The 996-nt window shown below is 27.9% G+C and carries 1 protein-coding gene; it reads right to left on the bottom strand.

Annotated elements, in window-relative coordinates; translation table 11 throughout:
* Positions 1-160: 160 nt before the first annotated feature.
* On the bottom strand, positions 161-874 hold the full coding sequence (locus tag L950_RS25410) for a CPBP family intramembrane glutamic endopeptidase (protein ID WP_021191473.1): 714 nt from the start codon (positions 872-874) through the stop codon (positions 161-163).
* Between the last annotated feature and the right edge of the window lie 122 nt (positions 875-996).

Genomic DNA, 996 nt, shown 5'->3' on the forward strand with positions numbered 1-996 from the left:
AACGTTTAGGACGCAAGTGAAATAAATTAAATAGATTCTATTTGAAGTTAATAATTTTGATTGATATATTTTATTTTTAAGCTGTCATTTAGGTAGAAAAGTTTATTTATTGTTTTGATTAGTTGAAGATTCCAGTTTTCGATCAATTCTAAAGCATTTTTCATGAGACATATTTGATAGATAAAAGAAGAGAATTATATAAAATATGAAGGATACAACAGTATATAAATCCGTATCTGACTCTTGCGTAACCCAAGATAAGTCCACTGGTGAAATAGAATGCAAATACAAGAGGAAGTAATAATATAATCTCCAAACTTATTTCATAGTGTCTATAATGGAGAATTGAAAAAAGAACTGCTGACAGAAGAATAATCTTACGTTGATTATTCTTCCAGAATCTTTCTAATGAATTTTGATTTTTTGATTTAATAAAGTAAAATATAGAAATAGATTCCAGTATTGAAATAGAAAGCCAGCGATAATTCTCGTACCAAGGCAAATTAAGATTACTTCCAAATAATTTGTAAATAATGATCCCAGAAGCAATAGATAGAGACCAGGATAAATATTTACGGTTATAAACAATCCATAATCTCCCAACTAATTCTTCAATAATTGGAATAAAAAAAGCAACGGAAAGAGCACTGATTAGATTGTGATTAACCGAAGGGTTTTTTATTCTTGGCCAATTATCAAATAATCCCGATGAGACTAATATAACTGGTACGATTACTTCAAAAATAAATAATGCAACGAAAGTTATAACTAATAGGATGATACAGCCTATCAGCTTTTGTTTAATGGAGAATGGCTTGTTATATTCTTTACTAGGGTTTAAATAAAACCGAAAAAAATTTTTGATATAGTTCATTCAATTTATTTTAAGGATGGGAAGATCCCTCTTTAGTGATTTGATTTTTATCGTTTTATTCTAAATGGTAGTTTGCTTAGTTATATGCGATTTAACTGAACAAATATCATATGTGTCCTAAA

Origin of the sequence: Sphingobacterium sp. IITKGP-BTPF85, from assembly GCF_001006065.1 — a bacterium.
Classification (GTDB): domain Bacteria; phylum Bacteroidota; class Bacteroidia; order Sphingobacteriales; family Sphingobacteriaceae; genus Sphingobacterium; species Sphingobacterium anhuiense.

Coding starts and splice junctions, on each gene's coding strand:
- L950_RS25410 (WP_021191473.1), bottom strand. CDS start 874: ATGAACTATATCAAAAATTTTTTTCGGTTTTATTTAAACCCTAGTAAA.